The sequence below is a fragment of the Tannerella sp. genome (genome assembly GCF_030528505.1).
GTDB lineage: Bacteria > Bacteroidota > Bacteroidia > Bacteroidales > Tannerellaceae > Tannerella.
This window is the reverse complement of record NZ_JAUMYS010000004.1, coordinates 1-19,921: the sequence shown is the minus strand read 5'-3', so window position 1 is coordinate 19,921 and position 19,921 is coordinate 1. Positions and strand designations below refer to the sequence as shown.

Here is a 19,921-nt window from a genome sequence, read left to right as displayed (position 1 = left end):
TGATAAGTACCTTTCAGACGTATTTTGTCCTTTTTTCACCTTCGGTATACACCTCGGAATAAGGGCCATGCAATTTTCCGTTCCGATAGTTCGAACGTTTCACGTAGTTCCCGATATTACTCATGATATGTCGTTCTTGTTTTCCTTCGAGAACTCCGTCTCTATAAAACATATCACGAAGGATTTTACCTGTCTGCGATTCATATTTACGATCAATCCCGTCTTCTACGCTCATTTTGTATCCTTTTTCAGATTGTAGGGAACCGTCGACATGATACGTTTTCCGGATACTGTTCAACTTGCCTTCGGTATATAAACTTTCTTCTTTTACCTGCTTACTATCTGAAAAATAAACTTTATATACTCCAATTTTACGCCCTTCAAAATACATTCCTTCTTCTACCATTTTATTATACTTGAAACGCTGAAAACTGCCATGATACATACCGTCTTTAAATTCAGCCAAGATATACTCCGATAGATAACCATCAATAATGCGATGCTTTCCCTCAAGGGGCTTCTTGCTTTCATTGTGTTCGCGAAACAGAAAACACCCGTCGCCATAATTGAGTACAGTAATTTCTTCTACCTGATAAACTACTTCCTGAGCCCTAAGCATCGGCAATAAGATACTGCATAAAAATACGGAAAATAAGATACGTCTTTTCATGATGTGTTTCTATTTAATTCTAATATTACGATTCATCTTCGTTATTTCACCCGATGATTGCATGTTTACGTTGCAAATTTAGATAAAATCCCGGAGATTTTACACCGGCCTGATAAAAACACCCTGACATTTTTTACTCCCCGCATCCTTGAATCGATTATTTCCACTATCTTTGTCTTTCGGCAGCAGACCGGTCTGTCGCTTATTCTTTTGGGGATGAGAGGAAAGTCCGGGCAACACAGGGCGCCATCCTTCCTAACGGGAAGCTGTCCGCGAGGGCAGAGTAACGTAACAGAAAAGAACCGCCGCGCCGCAAGGTGAGGTAAGGGTGAAAAGGTGAGGTAAGAGCTTACCGCTCCCGTCGGAATACGGGAGGTCCATACGTCTGATGGGTTGTAAGGTCACGTATACCGACGATGGAGGGCGGCTCGTCCGATGTCGGGGGGTAGACTGCAAGGAGCTTGCCGGCGACGGTAAGCCAAGATAAATGACAGACGCTCCGTCTCCTTCGGGAGGCAGAGTACAGAACCCGGCTTACAGGTCGGCTGCCTTTCTTTCACATAAACAACATATGATCAATAACAATGCCGGATAATAATACGACTAAAAAATCGCTCCTCAAACGCATCAGTGAAGGCGTCTCATCCCTGATCCGCTTCGTCACCTACGAAATTTGGAGGGTGACCGAAAACGAAATGAGCGGGTTACGCCGATCCTATATTTACGTGGCCAAAACCGTGATTCTGGCCGTGCGCGGTTTCAAAAGCGAGAATTTACAGACACGCGCCTCGGCGCTGACGTACAGCACACTGCTGGCGATTGTGCCGTTGTTGGCCGTTATTGTCGGCATCGCAAGCGGGTTTGGCTTCCGGGACATTATACGAAAAGGGCTGTACGACTTCTTCCCCAGCCAGTCGTTTCAGATCGATAAAGCGCTCGACTTTGCCGAGAATTACCTCTCCATGGCAAAAGGAGGACTGTTTATCGGCGTCGGGCTCGTGTTGCTGTTTTATACGGTCATCAGTTTGATTTCGACCATCGAACGCACCTTTAACGACATCTGGCAGATACAGAAAGACCGCCCGTGGCATCGCAAAGTTAGCGACTATCTCGCTATGTTCGTCATTCTGCCCGTACTCATGACCTGCTCGAGCGGACTTTCGATCTTTATTTCAACGATCCGAAACTCTTACCTCAACGAATATATTTTCCTCACCCCGATTGCCGATGTGACGCTCAGCCTGCTGCCTTACGTGATCATCAGTCTGTTCTTCACGCTACTCTATATCTTCGTCCCGAACACGAAAGTACGCTTCCTTAACGCACTGATAGCCGGGATTATCTTCGGGTGTGTCTTTCAGATCTTCCAGAATTTCTACATCAGCGGACAGATCTGGGTCAGCAAATACAATGCCATCTACGGAAGTTTCGCGGCCTTGCCTTTACTGATGTTGTGGTTGCAAGTATCGTGGCTGATCTGCCTGTTTGGGGCCGAGATCGTCTATGCTTCGCAGAATGTGAAAAAGTTCAGCTTCGAGCGCGACAGTAAAAATATCAGTCGACGGTATCACGATTTTTTGGCGATCCTTATCGCCACGCTCATCATCAAACGCTTCGAACGAGGAGAAAAACCCTACACCGCCGATGAGCTTTCGGAATCATACCGCATCCCTATCCGCCTTACCACAAGAATTCTTTGTCTGCTCACGGAGTTAGGCATTCTGATCGAAGTCAATTATGAAGACGACGAACGCATCGTTCATTACCAGCCGGCTTTCGACATTCATCAGATTACCGTCGGCCTTTTGCTGCGAAAGATCGACGAGCACGGGTCGGAAAACTTCAAGATCGATACGGACGAGATGTTCAGGAAAGAATGGCATACCTTTCTCGATAAGCGACAAGAACTTTACCTGCCCAACAAGGACACTCTGCTAAAAGATTTATAACCATCGTCACCTTTCGCCGCACGAACGATTATTATCCGTTGGGCCGAAACAGCAACTATCCTGAAAAAAACCGTGTCCTGCTTTAGAAAAACGACACCATCCCCCCAAAGGGTCGATTTATTCATCAAATAGAGATTCATGCGCTTGCTCCGTATTTTTCAAAACCGAGAGTCTCTTTTCAGCTAAAAACATCTATCTTTGCGATTTGATTTAGGTTTAAGCAAAACAGATTACATACATCAATGAAAGTATTGAAATTCGGCGGTACATCGGTAGGTTCCACGGAAAGTATCCGCAGTGTCAAAAAGATTGTCGAGGCTATCGAAGAGCCTGTTATTGTTGTCGTTTCCGCATTGGGCGGGATCACCGACAAACTACTGAAAACGTCTGACCTCGCGTCGAAAGGAGATCCGGCCTATCAGCAGGAATTTGCCGAAATCGTTGCACGTCACCGCGCCATCATCGAAGGTGTTGTATCGGAAGCACAACAGAAAAAGGTAGAGAAGCTGGTAATGGAGACGCTTGACGAATTGGAGAATATTTTTCGCGGCGTCTTTCTTATCAAGGATTTATCGTCCAAAACGTCTGACACGATTGTCAGTTACGGTGAACGGCTTTCGTCGTCAATTATCGCCCACGTCATCAAGGGGGCTAAACTTTACGATTCGCGTCAATTTATCAAGACCGTCAAGCAATTCAACAAACATATCGTCGACTTTGAAGAGACAAACAAACGTGTCCAAGCTACTTTCGAGTCGCTTCCGCAAGTTGCGCTCGTTCCGGGTTTCATCTCGTCGAGCTGCGAAAACGATGAGGTGACAAACCTCGGCCGTGGCGGTTCCGACTATACGGCAGCCATTCTGGCTGCGGCACTGAATGCCTCGATTCTGGAGATATGGACAGACGTCGACGGGTTCATGACGGCCGACCCGCGCGTCATCGACTCGGCGTATGTTATCGACCATCTTTCGTTCACTGAGGCCATGGAGCTCTGTCACTTTGGTGCCAAAGTGATCTACCCGCCAACGATCTACCCGGTACTCCGCAAAAATATCCCGATTCGTATACGCAACACCTTCAACCCCGATGCGCCGGGTACGTATATTTCGAAAGAAGCCCATACAGGCCGGCAAAAGGGCATGATCAAAGGTATTTCATCGATCAACGACACGTGCCTGATCACCGTACAGGGGCTGGGAATGGTCGGTGTGATCGGTGTCAACCGACGTATTTTCAAGGCACTGGCGCAAAACGGAATCAGCGTGTTTATGGTCTCGCAAGCCAGCTCGGAGAATAACACGACCTTCGCCGTCAAAAACGAAGATGCCGATTTGGCCGTGCGTGTACTCGACGAAGAGTTTGCCTTGGAACGCTCGCAGGGTGAAATGAATCCGACGATCGCCGAGAAGGGACTCGCTACGGTCGCCATCGTGGGCGAGAACATGAGGCATACGCCGGGAGTCGCCGGGAAGCTGTTCGGCACGCTGGGAAGTGCGGGTATCAGCGTAATAGCCTGTGCACAGGGAGCTTCCGAAACAAATATTTCGTTCGTCATCAAACTCGAGTCATTGCGTAAGGCGCTGAACTCGATCCACGACTCGTTTTTCCTCTCGGAATACAAGGTACTTAACCTCTTTCTCGTCGGCATCGGTACGGTGGGCAGCCGTCTGCTGGAACAGATCCAATTGCAGCAACCCAAGTTGATGAAGCAGAACAGATTGAAAATAAACGTGGTCGGCATCGCCAACTCCAAACGCATGCTGCTCAATCGCGAAGGGTTAGACCTGACGACATGTATCAAAGAGCTGAAGAAAAAAGGCACGCCTTCATCGCCCGAAGCTTTGTATGATGAGATCATCCGGATGAATATTTTCAACTCCGTCTTCGTTGATTGTACTTCGAGCGAAAAGATTACCGCAATTTACGAGAAACTGCTGGATAACAATGTCTCGGTCGTGGCCGCCAACAAGATTGCCGCCTCGTCGCAGCAACAGAATTATCAACTGCTGAAAGAAACCGCCCGTAAGCGCAGCGTGAAATACCTCTTTGAAACGAACGTAGGTGCGGGTCTGCCCATTATCAACACGATGAACAACCTGATCAACAGTGGCGACCATATCCTCCGGTTAGAGGCCGTCGTTTCAGGCACGTTGAACTTCATTTTCAACACCGTCAGCGAAAAGGTAACGCTGAGTCAGGCCATCCGCATGGCTGTCGACGCCGGGTATGCCGAGCCTGACCCGCGTATCGACGTGAGCGGCAAAGACGTGATCCGAAAATTAGTGATTCTGGCACGTGAAGCGGGTTATCAAATCGAGCAGAAAGACGTAAAGATAAAACCCTTTATCCCCGAACAATATTTCGACAGTACGCTAGACAATTTCTGGGAACAAATCCCGGAACTCGATGCCGCATTCGAAGAGAAACGTAAAAAAATGGCTGCCGAAAATAAACGGCTACGTTTCGTTGCCAGTATGAAGGAAGGTTCGTGCGAAGTCGGACTGAACGAGGTAGACAGCCATCATCCGTTCTACGAATTGGAAGGCAGCAACAATATCATCATGATTTCGACCGAACGTTATCACGATTATCCGATGATCATCAAGGGATACGGAGCCGGAGCGGCCGTTACGGCTGCCGGTGTGTTTGCCGACATCATCTCCATCGCAAACGTCCGCTGAGGCAAAATGAAGTATCTGGTTGTCCTTGCAGACGGAATGGCAGATGAGCCGATGGCCGAGTTGGGACATCGCACGCCACTGCAATATGCCTCCACCCCTTATATGGACCGACTTGCAGCATTGGGAGTGACCGGATACCTGCGCACTGTTCCCGAAGGCTTCGCGCCCGGCAGCGAGGTGGCTAATCTTTCCGTATTGGGCTACGATCTCCATGCCGTCTACGAAGGGCGCGGTGTCCTCGAAGCGGCCGGTATGGGGGTACAGCTGCATCCGGGCGAACTGGCCATGCGGTGTAACCTGCTCTGCGTAGAGGGAGAATCGCTGAAAAGTCATTCGGCCGGAGACCTTACCGACGAAGAATCCGAACAGCTCATCACCTTTCTTAACAACGAGCTGGGAAGCGAAAGTGTCCGGTTTTATCGCGGCCTGTCGTACCGGCATCTGCTGGTCATCAAAGAAGGCGACAAACGAATCGACTACACTCCCCCCCATAACATCCTCTCGCATCCGTTTCGGCCGGCTATGATAAGGGCTCAAGTACCCGAAGCCAACCAAACAACGGCCCTTCTCAACGAACTAATTCGAAAATCGCAAGACATACTACCGGCTCATCCGGTTAACCGCCGACGGATCGACGAAGAGAAAGATCCGGCCAACAGCATCTGGCCCTGGTCGCCCGGATACCGCCCGGATATGCAAGCCTTCGAACAATTGTACGGGATCAGCTCAAGCGCCGTCATCTCGGCCGTCGACGTGATCCGCGGCATCGGCGTGTATGCCGGCATGGACGTGATAAGAGTCGAAGGAGCTACCGGCAGGCACGACACGAACTACAACGGCAAAGCGCAAGCCGCTATCCACGCGTTGCAAACACACGACTTCGTATATCTGCATATCGAAGCGAGTGACGAGGCCGGGCACGCAGGCGATGTAGCGCTGAAAGTCCGTACCATCGAAGACTTGGATTCTCGGATTATCAAGCCCCTATTCGAAACGCTGAGTCAGTGGGATGTTCCCGTCACGATCGCGGTACTGCCCGACCATCCGACACCATGCGCTCTACGTACGCACACCGACACGCCCGTACCTTTTCTGATCTATCGTCCCGGAATAACACCCGATGGGGTGACTCGCTACGATGAATTTTCCGTGCAGTATGGAAAATACCCGTTGCTCAATGGCAACGAGTTTATGAAAGAAGTATTGAAGTAAAAACGGGAAGAGTTACACTTCCGTCATCATCTCGCTCAGTTCCTTCCTGACGGAGCGTTTCACCTCCGTGTGATCGGGATAACCGACGGGAAGAATGGCAACCGGCCGTTGATGTGACGGCAAAGCAAGAAGTTCGCTGCATTTCACCACATCGAAATTGCATACCCAGCAAGTACCCAAACCTAGATCGGCAGCAGCCAGACAAAGATGCTCGATCGCAATGGCCGCATCAATATCGGCATGATTCTTACCGTCGGCCTGTCGTACCCAAGCGTTCGCATCGTCGGCACAAATTACGATATAAAGAGGCGCTTGAGCAAACCAGTCCCTCGCATAACATTGCCGCAGCTGGTGCTTCTTCTCTTCGCTCTTCACTACGAAAAAGTGCCATGGTTGCCGGTTCACGGCCGAAGGCGCGAGCCGCGCGCATTCGAGCAGATAATGTAATTTCTCTTCTTCCACTGTCTGCGATGTATAACTCCTGACGGAGCGTCTCTTTTTTGCAAGTTCCAAAAAGTTCATCATACGTTATCGATTGTTTTCTTTATCTTTCTTTCCTTTTTTCCACAGCTGATAGCTATTAATCATATTCTGCCACAAGATATATCCCGAAGGCGCGATCGCCGTCAGCGGATGTAGATACGTCTGCGCCATCCAGATAGCGAGGATCGTATTCTTTTGCCCGAGCCCCTGCCCCGACGACACCGGATCGCCATAATAACGACCGATGCGACGACCGAGTATAAATTGCAACACACATAAAACGAGCGACACACCCAGCAAACCGTATTCTGTTTGATGGTCGACATTATCCTGATTCAGCATAAACTGAACGGTGATGCCCGTCACTACGGTCAGGGCAACAGTCCACAGATAGAAAGCCATACGCGGCATACTCAGCAAAAAACGGTGTACCCGAGGCGTCCATCTCCGAAGCGCTAACGCCACAAACAGGGGCAGGATAAGCAGCGGAAAAACTTTCCGGCAGATAAACCAGACCGACTGCATAAACGTCATCTCATCGCCATGCACACCGGTCAAGGTGAAATAGACGGGGGCGGCCATAGCCACAGCTATATTGCAGAACAGCAGATAGGCCGTCAGGAAGCCGACATTCCCTCCCAACATTCCCGTAATCACGGCTGCCGCTGTCGCCGTAGGAACCAGCATGCAGAGCATCCCGCCCTGCGCCACGACAGCGTCGAACGGACGTAGCAGCCAATAAACGGCTGCGCTCCCGACCAGCTGAATCACTAACAGCCAGAGGTGTGCCGGATGGAAACGAATATCCTTCAGCGAGATTTTACAGAACGTGAGCAGCAGCATCGCAAAAATCAAGTAGGGTGTCAAAAAAGAAAGGCGGCTGACCCATGAATGGGCCAGCGCGCCTATAATCATGGCGATCGGAAGCATCCAATCTTTTATGAATTTCCGCACTTCGGTTACCGTTTATATGTTCCGTTACCGATTCGGGAGCTTGCGTTACCGGATCGGGATATACTGCACGAACGCCTCGATAGCCTCGTACGAAGCCAAACCGAGTTGCTTGTACATCTCGGCCGTCGCGCGGTTACGGTCTTCGGCACGTTGCCAGAAGAGACGTTCGTCATCGCCAAGGAACGGAGCGCTTTCAGCCTGCGACTGATGCTTGAGAATCGCGTTCCGTTTGTAACGCAACTCTTCCGGACTGATCGGCACGGCCATTTCGATATGATCCATCTCCCATTCGGCCCATGCACCCCGATACATCCATACGCGGCAATCCTTCATCCACTTCTGATCTTTCACCTCGTCGATCGCGGCCAACGCGGCGTCGAGACACACCTTGTGCGTTCCGTGCGGGTCAGCCAGGTCGCCGGCAACGAAAATCTGATTCGGCTTCACATCGAGCAAGAGTTTCTTAATGATATCTACATCTTTCTGACTGATGGGGTTCTTCTTCACCAGCCCCGTTTCGTAGAACGGCAGATCGAGGAAATGTACATTCTCATCCTTCACACCCGAATAACGACATCCATGACGCGCTTCTTCACGACGAATCGTTCCTTTCATAAACAACACATCGGGGCGTTCGGGCGTACCGTCTTCTTTCTTGTCGTAGCGGAGATACTGTATGATCTCTTCCGCTTTTTTCCGGATTGTTTTATCTTTCGGCGAATATTTATCAGATACATCGCACAAATATTCGCAATAACGAATTACTTCTTCATCGCCCACGGCAATGTTGCCCGACGTCTGATAAGCCACATGCACATCATGATGCTGGTCGCACAGACGACGCAACGTTCCGCCCATCGAGATCACATCGTCGTCGGGATGCGGGCTGAAGAGAATGACCTTCTTCGGATACGGTTCGGCACGCTCCGGACGATTCGAGTCGTCGGCATTCGGCTTCCCGCCCGGCCATCCGGTGATGGTATGCTGAATATCGTTAAATATTTTAATGTTCACATTGTAGGCCGATCCATAGAGCGCCAGCAGCTCGCCGAGCCCGTGTTCACTGTAATCCTTGTTGGTAAGCTTGAGGATCGGTTTGTTCGTCAACTGACAAAGCCAAACAATAGCGCGACGAATCAGTTTGTTGTCCCATTCGCAGGTTGTCACGAGCCACGGATGACTGATACGTGTCAGGTCATAAGCCGACGAGAGGTCGATGACCGCTTTGGCATTCGCATGATGCTGGAGACACGAAGCAGGCAAACCGTCCGTCACCGGATTTTCGATCGTCTTGCGAATGATGTTCGCTTTATTTTCGCCCCATGAAATCAGCACAACCTTCTTGGCATCCATGATCGTTCCGAGCCCCATCGTAATCACGCCTGCGGGCACGTTTTCGATGGAACTGAACAACTGCGCCGATTCCTTGCGCGATGCAGCGTCCATCAACACCAAATGCGTACGTGAGGCAACCGATGTACCGGCGCTGTTGAGACCGATCGTGCCACCCTGTCCGATACCGAGCAACATGTAATCAATGCCTCCGCATTCGTTGATTTGTTGTTCGTAGCGCTGGCAGAACTCATAAATATCGTTTTTATTCATGAATCCGTCCGGGCTGTAGATGTTCTTTTTCGGAATATCCACATGATTCAGGAACACTTCCTGCAACTGATGCAAGTTGCTGTTGGCGGCATTCGTCAACGGATAAAATTCGTAAAGCAGAAAAACGATCACATTCTTAAAGCTCAACTTCTCTTCTTTATGTATCTGAATGAGGTGTTGAAAAAGCGTATGCGGCGAACGTCCGCCCGGTATAGCCATGACGAACTTCTTTTTGGCCTTTTGATTTTCTCTGATCTCGTCGGCGATTTCTTTAGCCAGCGCTGCCGAACCTTCATCCATCGTCGCATAGATGTGTGTCCGTATCTTCTCGAAACGTGTCAGCGAGCTGTACTCGTAAGCATTTTCCGGATTGTAGTATCTCTCCGGTATACGCGTCAACGTAATTTGTGAACTTAAATTATTTCTCATTATCTATCGTTTATTATATTTGATTTTTTTCCGCACAAAGGTACGAAAAATATCGTCTCATGCGCCGTTTAAAAACGATTTGCAGCCAACACCGTGTTTTCGTATTATGTACACGATAAAAAACGCAGAAAAATTACTGAATTGAGGACAATAAACGTTGTTCCGCCTTACTGCGGATCGACATCGGCATGCAAAATGACCTGACGGAACGACGGTGTCTGCTGCATCGCCGCATGAGCGGCTTCGAGCGTGTGACGCACCTCTTTCACAGCGACGGAAAGCGGTATCTTCAACATTATCTGGCGCACAAACAACGTCTGAACCCGCCCTATCGGTGGGACGAAAGGACCGATAACGTTCGTCCCCAAATCGGTCCGCAACCGCTCGCTGTACATGGCCGCGAACCGGTTCAGTGTCGTTTCGTTCTTCGCCCTCATGACGACCGTGATCAGGCGACAATAAGGCGGATAAACATATTGCTTACGCTCGGTCAGCTGCCAGATCGCCATCCCGTCGTAGTCGAAGGTTTGCACCATGCGCAGCAGCGGATGGTGAGGCTGTGATGTCTGAATGATAACCGTTCCCTGTCCGGCGCGCCGACCGGCACGTCCGCTCACCTGCATCATCAGCTGAAAAGCCCGCTCGTAAGCGCGGAAATCCGGAAAGTTCATCAGGCTGTCGGCGTTCAACACCCCGACCACACTGACGTTCCTGAAGTCCAATCCTTTCGAGAGCATCTGCGTTCCGATCAGGATCTGCGTCTTCCCCTCTTCAAAATCGGTTAGGATACGCTCGTAGGCGCGGCGCGTACGGGCATTGTCGAGATCGAGACGCGCTGTGGCGGCGTCAGGAAACAGGATAGCGATCTCCTCTTCGACTTTCTCCGTTCCGAAGCCTACCATCTTGAGCTCATCGCTCGCACACGAGGGGCAACGCGACAGCACAGGCTGCGAATAACCGCAATAATGGCAAACCTGCCGATGCCGGCTACGGTGATACGTGAGCGTCACGTCGCAGTTCATGCAGTGCGGCACATAGCCGCACACCTTGCATTCCAGCATGGGAGCAAACCCGCGCCGGTTCTGAAACAAAATCACCTGCTGTCCGTGCGTCAGCGCCTCGTCGATTTTTTCGCGCAATAACGGAGAAAACAGCGTCTCCTTCATGATTTTTTTGCGTCGCAACGTTTTCACGTCGACAATATGAATTTGCGGGACTAACGTGGGACCGTAACGTTCACGCAGCGTGACCAGCCCGTATTTTCCGGTTTTGGCATTATAAAACGAATCGAGCGAAGGTGTCGCCGAGCCGAGCAGCGTTCGGGCGCCGTGCATCGAGGCCAGCATAATGGCCGCGTTGCGCGCGTGATAACGGGGCGACGGGTCCTGCTGCTTATATGACGGCTCCTGCTCCTCGTCCACGATGACCAACCCCAGAGCGGAAAACGGCAAAAACAACGACGAACGTACGCCTACTACCACTAACGGCTCACCAGCCTCAAGCAGCCTGTTCCATACCTCCACTCGCTCCGCGTCAGACATCCCGGAGTGATACACCAGCAGACGCGTGCCTAACACACGCGCCAGCCGTTCGGTGATCTGAGTCGTAACGGCAATCTCAGGCAACAGATACAAGACCTGCCGCCCCTCCCGCAATGTCGCAAGGATCAGATGCAGATAGATCTCCGTTTTTCCACACGAAGGCGCCCCGTGCAACAGGCAAACGGATTTCGCCGCAAACGTTTCATTGATCGAGGTAAGCGCCGTTTGCTGTGCCGCGCTCAGAGGATAAGGCGGATGCAGATCCGACGTAAGATGTAATCGACTGATTTCTTTCCGGTACGACTCGAGCACTCCGCGCCGCAACAGTCCGTTCAGCACCGACGGATCGGCACCCGATGTTTTCAGTAAAGTTTTACGGGAAATTTCGGGTATGCCTTCTCCCCCCCGAAAAGGTTTTGTTTCGTCGAGGAATAAGAGCAACAGCTTCTCCTGTTTCGGTGCTCGCCTCAACGCTTCAAATACTGAGACGAGATCCGCTTCTTTCTCATAGAGGGAAGACAGGCGCAGGTAAATTTCCGTCTTGGGCACGAAACCGCGTTTAAGCTCTTCGCGAACGGTTACAGCTCCTTGCTTCACAAGTTGCGTCAACGCAGGAATCAGGTTGTGCAAGCCGGTTTTCTTCTCAAGCTCCGCCACGGTTTGCGGTTTGTCCGTCGTCGCAAGCATATCGAGTACGGTCTGCGACTTGGGCGACAAAGGCCGGGCAGCTTCAAAATCGTCACAAAGCGAAACGACTGTTTCACTTCCGAGCTTCAGGCCGGAAGGAACAGCCGCTTTATACACATCACCCAACGTACAGAGGTAGTACGAGGCCATCCATTCCCAGAAATGCAGCTGACGGTCGCGCAGGACAGGCGCCTCATCAAGCGTGGTAAAAACGGATTTGACCGCGTACGAATCGTCGGGAGGCCGCTCGTGTACCTCCCGTACGATCGCCGTATAATAACGCTTGGCCCCGAACGGAACGATCACCCTGCCGTTCGGCCACACCTGCGACTCCATGCTTTCGGGAATCGCATACGTGTACGTTTGTGCCAAAGGCAAGGGCAGGATGACATCCGCATATTTCATACGTTCTAAGGGGAATCTTCCTTTAGAAGAATACGGCAGCCGAAATCATCCACGTATGCGGCTTACCGAGGGTAGAAACAACATCGAAGTTCTTTGTGTCAAGCTTTTCATAATTGTCCGTGAGCCCCAGACTGTACGTCAATCCTACTTGTACGATATCGAATACCTCGGCACCGGCCGTAAAATTGAGACCAGCCCCAAAACTCTTTGTTTTCAATTGTTCACTGATGCTTCCGGGGATATCTCTCAGCTTGTCGCCCGACACGCGGAACGAAGCATACGGGCCGGCCGCCACGTAAGGTTTGACAAGCGGCAACATAATCTTGTACTTCAGATTGACCGGTACATCAATGTAATCATTTCGGTATCCTTTATCTTTCAATCCGAATCCTTTCTGACTGTACACTACTGCCGCATCGACACCCAGACCGGCTACGGGAATCACCATCTCAATCATCGGACCGATATGAAATCCGGTGATGTTCTCCGAATCGATCACATCCTGATTAAACTTCACGGAGGCAATGTTTACCCCGCCTTTCACACCGAAGCGCAACTGTGCCTGCATCGCGGGGGCAGCCAACAATGCCGCAACCAATAAAAACCACTTCATTTTTTTCATCATCTCTATCTCCTATCATTATATGTTTATATTCGATTGCAAAGGTATTACAATCCGTTCAATAAACAAACCCAAGAGCCAAGAGGTAATTTCTGTAGTTTTTATTGCGCGTAAGTTTTTGGATACAGAAAAGGGTGAAATCGTACAGATCACTGATTTACACCCCTTCTCCAGCGGAAAGAGAGGGATTCGAACCCCCGGAACCTCACAGTTCAACGGTTTTCAAGACCGCCGCAATCGACCACTCTGCCATCTTTCCAAATAGTTTGGATTTCCTAAAAGTCGTGCAAAGATAGTTGTTTTTCTGTAATTCCCTACCGACAAAATCATTTTTACATATCAAACAATTCAAGCGGCATCTACAACTCTATCTTTAACAATGGAATAAAAAGAAAGAAGAAGTAATGAAATACAATCTTTTTTCTATATCGACCAACTCAATATAGCTGTGTAACGAATGAAAAAAGCGACAACGACACACGTTTATGCGCCTTTTTGTGACCTTTTATCCCTTCTCACATCAAGAAATTCGAGCGACATACCGCAAATTCGGAGGCACGGAAGCGCAATTTTCGGCCAGCTCGCGTTTATCGTCATCAGGTTCTACGGCAATGATTTGAAGTTTCTTTTTTACCAAAGCCAACAAGAGAGCAAATTCTCCGTAGCCCGTGTTTTCGATCGTCACTTCTCCTTCGTCGGGCAGGGCGGCGATCTCTGCGACGTAATTGTTGTGTTTTCGCAGATTGGCACGCACCTCGCGCTCTACCGCGGGGCCTTTATAGATGTAGTTATGCTTCACCAGATCGGCGTAATAAGCCGGTGTCTCGTATTCACGGCAGATTGCTCCGTATTCGCGTCGGTAATATTGGCGTACTTCTTTCGCTCGCTGGGAATAGTTACGACTGAATCGGGCGTCATCGGGAGTAATGCGGGACATGATTTGAATATGGATCTCTCCTTTGCGAAGCATAAACTCTTGCTTGGGCAATACATGTCCTACGCCGTGAATCATCACTGGAATGAGATCGATTTGCAACTGTTCGGCGAGATAAAATGCCCCGCGATGAAAGCGAAGGATGGAGCAATCGGGCGATCGTGTGCCTTCGGGAAAAATTACGATGGAATAACCGCGTTCGACGGCGTCGCGCAAACGGTCGATCATCTGTTCGATACCGTTCGAGACGGGATAAAAGTCGGCATATCGAATCAATTGTCCGTAAAAAGGCGAATTCCACACCCAATCGTTCGTCAGGATAATGAGTTTGGGCGTGAGCATCATGATGCACATCAGATCGAGGTGCGATTGATGGTTACAGATAATCACTCCCGGACGCTCGAACGTCTCGCCGGACAAGTTGTTGAACGTTGTTTTCACTTGCGGAATGCGATAAATCACAAACCGGGCGATTCGATACAGCAACCGATGGTATGCCATCTTCTTCTTTTCCGTCGCGCGTCCGAAGGTTGCCATTCCCCATCCCGCCAACGTGATAAAAGGACTGGCGACAAGGAAAACAAGGAAGGCGTATACGGTACTGAACAGGTTTTTCAGCGTTACGGGCATCAGACGCTTGCGTCCTTTTCGCATCGTCAGGAGTCCGAACAGGAACGGCGGGAAAACGTAGGCCATCACCACGACCGAAAGCATCCCGACTACGGTTACTTCGCCCAGCGAACGCAATGCCGGGTGTTTGGCAAAGATCAGCATCCCCATCCCGACGAACATAATCGCGGCCGAAAGGGCAATACTGTTCTTGTACGACGATAAAGTTTTGCGCCGGTACGTATATTCATACATCAGTCCTTCCGTCATAAAAATCGTATAGTCATCTCCTTGCCCGAAAATGAATGTAGCCAGAATGATGTTGACAATATTAAACTTGATATCGAATAGCCCCATCAGTCCGAGTATCCATACCCAACTCAGCGCCAATGGTGTGAAGGCCATAAGCGTCAATTCGAGGCGTCCGAGCGAAAAGAGCAGGAAGACGAAGACAATCAGTCCGCAGATATAGAGAACGTAGTTAAAATTATCGGAAAGGGAGGCGATCATACGTCGAGTGATCGAGCCGGCATCGAAAGCGATGGACGACGACGCGCTTTTCGGTCCATTCAGTTTTTCTTCGATCGACTGCGCTTTGTCCCCATCGACATAAAGCAGGTTTACGATCATCGTTTTACCGTCATTTTCGAGGACGTAGTTTCGCGCCAACGTTTCTTTGATCGGATCGAAGTGCGACAAAGTGGTTTTTTCCCACGTGTGACCGATTATTCCCTCGAAGAGATGGAATGCGTCGGCACGAAAACCGAGTTTTTGTCCCTCTTCGGCGAGATAAGTCCGAACGCTGTCGCGATGTTGCTCCCAGAAATTGTTCCAGCGCTTCACCTGCGCGGTTTGTCGTGAGGGCGAAGGCAAAAAATGGCCGATGCCTCCGATTTTCGATATTTCTCCTGCAGTCAGCAGCTCCTTTAATCCGGCTAAACTCTCTTCGTTGGCCGTCAGGGCTGCTTCGGGCGTGTTTCCTTCGGTCACGTAATAAAGTACATGACGGTGATCGTTGAGCAAACCTCTCATCCGTTCGTATTCTTGCTGCTGCGTATCGGTCATGTAGTTGATTTTTCGCATATCGGCCTCGAAGTGCGACTCATCGCCCGAGAAAGCAAGCAAAACGGTAACGACGATGATGATTGCGACAAGCCAGCGATTCTTTTCGAAGGGGCGGTCTACGAATCGTCCGAAAGGCGCGTGCGAACGGACCGGTTTCCGACCGTGACGAGGCAACAGATGGGGCAAAAACAGCAACACGAACAGGATTGTACCGACAAGCAACAGGGATGCGAACCAGCCCAGATCGCACATGGCATCCGAGCCGACGAATACAAGGCTCATGAAAGCGCCTACGGTCGTGATGTTACCGATCGTGAGCGGTTGGATGATGTCTTTGATCACGAACCGAGAGTCGGGCACGCTTCCATGATGTCCGATGAAATGCAGCGGATAATTGATGGCGATGCCGAACATGATGGAGCTGATGCCGACGGCGATAATGGAGACTTCGCCCCGGATAAGGTGCATCAGTCCGAGAGCAAACAGACCGCCGAAGGTGACGGAGGCGAAGATCAGCCCGATTTTTCGCGCGTCGCGAAACGTAAAGATCAGGAGCGCGAGTACGATTACCACGGCGAAGAGGCTTGAGAGGAGCGTATCGCGTCGGATTTGTCCGGCATTGGTCAAAGCGATCTCCGCGGCGCCGAAACTGCGGAACGAGATGCCGTCGAAGGCTTTCTCCGTTTCCCTCATGCAGGTATTCAGCGTTTCGACGAAGTGTTTGTTGGCCGATGTTTCGCTCGCGGGGATGGCACAGTCCACAACGATCAGCGCTTGGCCGTCGTCCGAGAAGATATAATCCTGATACAGGTCGAATCGTGCGCCCGCCTGAAAGTCTCGGAGCTTGCTCATGAGGTTCGCGGTCAGTTGGAGGGGATCGGCGAGGAGATGCTGACGCACCATCATGCCGGCCGAGGAGGTCAGGATGTTTCGATCCATCTCTAATTGCCGTGCTAAGGCCTTACGCGTTACAAGCGTATCCATCCGGCGATAATCATCATCGTCAAGACAATAAGGCATATTCTCTATGACGAACAGGGCGACAGACATCATCTCGGCCGGGTCTATTTTGTAGAGGATATGCTTCACTTGGGTGGTGTCGGTGGCCGTTTGCAGCCGTTCGACGAGCGCATCGACGGCTCGCATCTGCTTTTCGCGGTCGGTCGAATCCTTCGCGGTGCAATAAATCGTGATTTTGTTCGAAGAAGCGACGTAACGATAAGCGTTGTTGATGCGCTCGTTCGTTTTATCCGAGGGCAGGAACCGTGAGATGTCTTCCGTAAAACGCACTTGCGAAGCTAATCCCAGAAAGACCGCGATCAGCACGAGCAAAAGGATAAAAAGCAAGCTTTTGCGCGATGAAAAATAATCGTAGACGGAAAGAAAGAACTTTGTCATGGCTTCGGGCTGCGTTTGAAGAGGGAATGATAGAGCATCGAAGGATATCCGTAGAGCATCGCGGCGATTACGAGAATCGTGTTGAGAACGCTGATACGCACAAAATCCTTTCCCGGCCGAAAATGCGTCACGCGTTCCCCTTCGGGCGCGTAATAGACGTGCGTGGGCACGGAAACGATGCGTATGCCTTTCCATCGGCAGCGCACGAGCAGTTCCAACTCGGCTTCGTAGCGCGATGAGAAGGGTCGCATCCCTTTCATGGCGCGCAGCGGATAGAGACGGAAGCCGTTTTGCGTGTCGCGCAGGCGTCGGGCGGTCTGTACGGCGAACCAGAAGTTCGAAAATTGGTTGGCGAACGAGTTTTTGGGAGGCATATTGCCTTCGACGATGCGTTGGCCGATGATCAGCGCGTCGGGATACCGGCTCAAGGCCTCCGTAAAACGCGCGATGTCGGTCGCGGCATGCTGTCCGTCCGAATCCATCGTTATGGCATAGGCATAACCAAGCTTTTCGGCGCGGTCGAATCCGTTTTTGAGCGCGTGCCCCTTGCCTTTGTTAGGGTGATAGGAAATTATTTCGACGCGACCGGCGAAATCTGTCAGGATAGCGGCCGTTTCGTCGGTCGAACCGTCGTTTACGACGATCACCGGGAGGTTTTGTCGTAACGCGGCGTCCAAAACTTCGCGCAGCGTCTTGGCGTTGTTGTAGGTCGGGATGATTACGCAGACGGATAATGCTTCCGTTCCCGGTCGTATGTCCGTTTCACGGTCCGGCATCATTTCATCTCTTCAAATAGCAGGTTTATTTTTGAAAAAACAGTGTCGCCTTCGCCTACGATGCCCGAAACGGCGATCATCCCGTCGTCCTGTATCGTTACGTTGAGCGCGAAGGTGAGTTCGCTGACGATTCGCGGGTCGATGACTTTCACGAATTTCACGTTCTTAATCGTCCGGAGAAACAACGTCGTGCCGCGGTATGCTTCGACGAGTTCTTTGATCATCTGGATGATGCACACGCCGGGCGTAACGGGATTATCGGGAAAGTGAGCCTCGTAAATGACGTGCGAAGCGTTGAGCGACACACGGTAGTCGACGCCTCCTTCCCTATCGGTACGCTTACGGATGGTATAAAATGTATTATTCAGCATATGGTGTCGTGTTATCAGTCTCCGTTTCCGTTAATTTCCGCAATTCGTACGTCAGATTATGCCGACGGTTGACGAGCCGCAGCATGCCGTCCGGTAAAACCGTCAATTCCTTTTTTCCATGACTCACCACAAGCATGTTATGTTGTTCGTACCGTACGATTTTGCGGGCAAAAGGCGCTTCTGGATGGTCGCACTCGATGAGAAAATGCAGATCCGACGCGATGGTGCGACGGATATACCATTTATCGAGCATCGACTGCACATCCTGCAACTCGCACCGGCGATTCGTTGTCGAAAAATCGAACGCTTTAAAGCCGAATTCGTTCATCAGCGTGCCGCGCCACGTATCGCCATTCTTCCGGAGGATGCAAAGCCCCGACAGTTCGTTTTTCGGTGTCCGCAGCACGACCCGGTACGTGTTTCGTTCCGTTTCCGAGCGTCGCGCGGACGTCCAGACGGGAGCGTCGGAAGGTTGGGCATCGGCTGAGCGTCGCAACGCCGGCACGGTACTGCATCCGGCCAGCAGGAGCGACAGACTAATGAGCAAATACCGAATCATCGACAGGCGTGTTGAGTTGGATGTTCTTTAGCGTGATAATTGTTTTGTCGCCGCTTTTCTCGATCAGCTCCACACGACGAATGCGGCTGTCCGAACGGTCTACATAGAGCTGTATCGACGAGAATAAGTCTTTCACTTCTTTCTTTCGCGGCGTCAGCATGATTTTACAGTCGCTTTTACCGATCATAAACGCTGTCGCAAAGTCCGGCGAATCGATCAGCCCCGCGCCGCTGACGCCTCCTATCATCACCCGGCTGATTTCGGTAAAGAGTTTGCTCCCTCGCACCGGAATTTTGTTCGTTTTTCCGCCCGATATCATACGCACGTTATCCCCGTCCATCGCAAAGACGTAAGCATAAGGCCGCGTATACTCCCATCGGATCTTGTCGTTCGGCTTATACAGCATTTTACCTTCCGAAGTGACTTGATCTTTCATAAACGAGAGCTCTTTGACCTGCGTAAAATCCGCTTTGAGCGTCTTCATTTCGCGCGCGACGCGTCTGATGTTGTCCGTAATCTCTTTTTTCTGCGTTTCGGTTGCCTTTTGATAGCTGTTTTGTGCCGAAAGGGTTACGACAGACGACCACATAAGCAGCGACAGAAGTATTTTGTTCGTTGTTTTCATTTTCCTCCTAATGAATTGAGGGCAAAGATAGTCCACAAATCGCATAAAAGGAAGAAAAAGGAGATGATTTCGGTTTTTTCACTTTTTGATTGATTAACGGTTAGCTTTCAGCCGTCAGCCGTCAGTTTTCAGACAACCAAATGACTCAACAATTCAACAACTCAATAAATAAACAATCCAACAACTAAACATTCAAACACCCGAAAGGTTTCATTTTTCACTTTTCACTTTTCGTTTGACTACAAATTTAGTTTGCGTTCATTTGCGCAATTTGCGTCATTTGCGGTCGGATCATTAGCCGACAGCGGTCGGTTTTCAGACAACCAAACGACTCAACAATTCAACA

Annotated in this window: 14 protein-coding genes, 1 tRNA gene and 1 other RNA gene; 4 read left to right on the top strand and 12 right to left on the bottom strand. The window is 50.5% G+C overall.

What is annotated here, in order from left to right:
* Positions 1-13: 13 nt before the first annotated feature.
* A complete protein-coding gene (locus Q4A89_RS01195; RefSeq protein ID WP_303183109.1) occupies positions 14-670 on the bottom strand; it encodes a toxin-antitoxin system YwqK family antitoxin in 657 nt (218 codons plus the stop codon).
* Positions 671-852: 182 nt separating this feature from the next.
* Between Q4A89_RS01195 and rnpB the strand changes: the two genes are divergently transcribed.
* The 4 genes from rnpB (at position 853) to Q4A89_RS01175 (ending at position 6,512) form a co-directional block, all read left to right on the top strand.
* Positions 853-1,223, top strand: an RNA gene (gene rnpB, locus Q4A89_RS01190) — RNase P RNA component class A.
* 31 nt (positions 1,224-1,254) lie between these two features.
* On the top strand, positions 1,255-2,619 hold the full coding sequence (locus tag Q4A89_RS01185; protein WP_303183107.1) for a YihY/virulence factor BrkB family protein: 1,365 nt from the start codon (positions 1,255-1,257) through the stop codon (positions 2,617-2,619).
* Positions 2,620-2,861: 242 nt separating this feature from the next.
* Positions 2,862-5,300 carry a bifunctional aspartate kinase/homoserine dehydrogenase I gene (gene thrA, locus Q4A89_RS01180; RefSeq protein ID WP_303183105.1) on the top strand — a complete coding sequence of 813 codons (2,439 nt, stop codon included), beginning with the start codon at positions 2,862-2,864 and terminating at the stop codon, positions 5,298-5,300.
* A gap of 6 nt (positions 5,301-5,306) precedes the next feature.
* The gene (locus Q4A89_RS01175) at positions 5,307-6,512 is read left to right on the top strand and encodes a cofactor-independent phosphoglycerate mutase (RefSeq protein ID WP_303183103.1); all 1,206 of its coding nucleotides are present in this window, start codon (positions 5,307-5,309) and stop codon (positions 6,510-6,512) included.
* A gap of 12 nt (positions 6,513-6,524) precedes the next feature.
* On the opposite strand, the gene Q4A89_RS01170 is transcribed toward Q4A89_RS01175, so the two are convergent.
* From Q4A89_RS01170 to Q4A89_RS01120, 11 genes are all read right to left on the bottom strand, one after another.
* Complete coding sequence (locus Q4A89_RS01170) at positions 6,525-7,034, bottom strand: nitroreductase family protein (RefSeq protein WP_303183158.1); 510 nt, start codon at positions 7,032-7,034, stop codon at positions 6,525-6,527.
* Positions 7,035-7,040: 6 nt separating this feature from the next.
* Complete coding sequence (locus Q4A89_RS01165; RefSeq protein WP_303183101.1) at positions 7,041-7,949, bottom strand: bile acid:sodium symporter family protein; 909 nt, start codon at positions 7,947-7,949, stop codon at positions 7,041-7,043.
* A gap of 45 nt (positions 7,950-7,994) precedes the next feature.
* Entirely contained in the window at positions 7,995-9,983 is a 1,989-nt protein-coding gene (locus tag Q4A89_RS01160) for a glucosamine-6-phosphate deaminase (RefSeq protein ID WP_303183100.1), read from the bottom strand.
* A 167-nt stretch (positions 9,984-10,150) separates the two neighbouring features.
* Positions 10,151-12,616 (bottom strand): primosomal protein N', encoded by a 2,466-nt coding sequence (gene priA, locus Q4A89_RS01155; protein WP_303183098.1) that lies wholly within the window; start codon positions 12,614-12,616, stop codon positions 10,151-10,153.
* Between the two features lie 22 nt (positions 12,617-12,638).
* Positions 12,639-13,229 (bottom strand): porin family protein, encoded by a 591-nt coding sequence (locus tag Q4A89_RS01150; protein ID WP_303183097.1) that lies wholly within the window; start codon positions 13,227-13,229, stop codon positions 12,639-12,641.
* Between the two features lie 183 nt (positions 13,230-13,412).
* Positions 13,413-13,497, bottom strand: a tRNA-Ser gene (locus tag Q4A89_RS01145).
* Between the two features lie 261 nt (positions 13,498-13,758).
* Positions 13,759-17,244, bottom strand: coding sequence for a 1-acyl-sn-glycerol-3-phosphate acyltransferase (locus Q4A89_RS01140; protein WP_303183095.1), 3,486 nt, complete (start codon positions 17,242-17,244; stop codon positions 13,759-13,761).
* The gene (locus Q4A89_RS01135; RefSeq protein WP_303183093.1) at positions 17,241-18,023 is read right to left on the bottom strand and encodes a glycosyltransferase family 2 protein; all 783 of its coding nucleotides are present in this window, start codon (positions 18,021-18,023) and stop codon (positions 17,241-17,243) included. The genes Q4A89_RS01140 and Q4A89_RS01135 overlap by 4 nt, the downstream gene beginning before the upstream one ends.
* A complete protein-coding gene (locus Q4A89_RS01130; protein WP_303183091.1) occupies positions 18,020-18,391 on the bottom strand; it encodes a hypothetical protein in 372 nt (123 codons plus the stop codon). Before Q4A89_RS01130 ends, Q4A89_RS01135 begins: the two co-directional genes overlap by 4 nt.
* Positions 18,381-18,950: a hypothetical protein gene (locus Q4A89_RS01125; RefSeq protein ID WP_303183089.1), complete on the bottom strand. Its 570-nt coding sequence runs from the start codon at positions 18,948-18,950 to the stop codon at positions 18,381-18,383. The genes Q4A89_RS01130 and Q4A89_RS01125 overlap by 11 nt, the downstream gene beginning before the upstream one ends.
* Complete coding sequence (locus Q4A89_RS01120) at positions 18,928-19,575, bottom strand: outer membrane lipoprotein carrier protein LolA (protein ID WP_303183087.1); 648 nt, start codon at positions 19,573-19,575, stop codon at positions 18,928-18,930. The genes Q4A89_RS01125 and Q4A89_RS01120 overlap by 23 nt, the downstream gene beginning before the upstream one ends.
* Between the last annotated feature and the right edge of the window lie 346 nt (positions 19,576-19,921).